Genomic DNA, 579 nt, shown 5'->3' with positions numbered 1-579 from the left:
CTGTGCTCGTATCCTCGGACCACACCCGAACGGCGAACTCGGGCGAAACCGAGAGCGCTTTCTCGATAACCGCAGCTACCTCCTTCAAGATCGGCGTCGGCGCGCCCTCCACTGCGATGATCGGGCCCCGTATTTCGAAATGTGGGCCGCCCGGCCCGGGCGGTCGCAGGGGCGGACTGATGGAGCGCAAGACTTCAAGTTTGAGCATAAAGGACCATTTCTGCGGCATGGGCGATGCTGGTGGCAGTGGTTGCGGCTGCGGCTGCTGTCTGATGGGACCGCTTGGCCCGGAGTTGGGGGACTGGTGCAGTTGCATAGGCGGCACGGCCTGTCTTGCGCTCGGCTCTGTATTCACTGCTGAGGATTCCCGCGTCTGTGTTTGCAGCGGAGGCAACCGGAGTGACTCGTCGAACTCACTGTTCGGCCGATTGGGAGTAGTCGCCATCGGTTGATACGACATGGATTGCCGTGGAGGTGGTGGCGGCGGTTGCATGTGGGGATTATTTGGGTGAGTCGCATAAACCCCTTGACGGTGTTGCATGGTTGGTCTTGGAAATTGCCCCGGACCCCATCTGACAC

The 579-nt window shown here is 61.0% G+C and carries 1 protein-coding gene; it reads right to left on the bottom strand.

What is annotated here, in order from left to right; all coding sequences use genetic code 11:
• Positions 1 to 229, bottom strand: a 229-nt coding sequence (locus amrb99_RS50465; protein ID WP_206700440.1) for a hypothetical protein, incomplete at its 3' end; no start/stop codon positions are given.
• Positions 230 to 579 lie beyond the last annotated feature (350 nt).

Source organism: Actinomadura sp. RB99 (genome assembly GCF_014706005.1).
Taxonomy (GTDB): Bacteria; Actinomycetota; Actinomycetes; order Streptosporangiales; family Streptosporangiaceae; genus Spirillospora.
The sequence above is the reverse complement of the archived record's forward strand: the minus strand, read 5'-3'. Positions and strand labels throughout refer to the sequence as shown.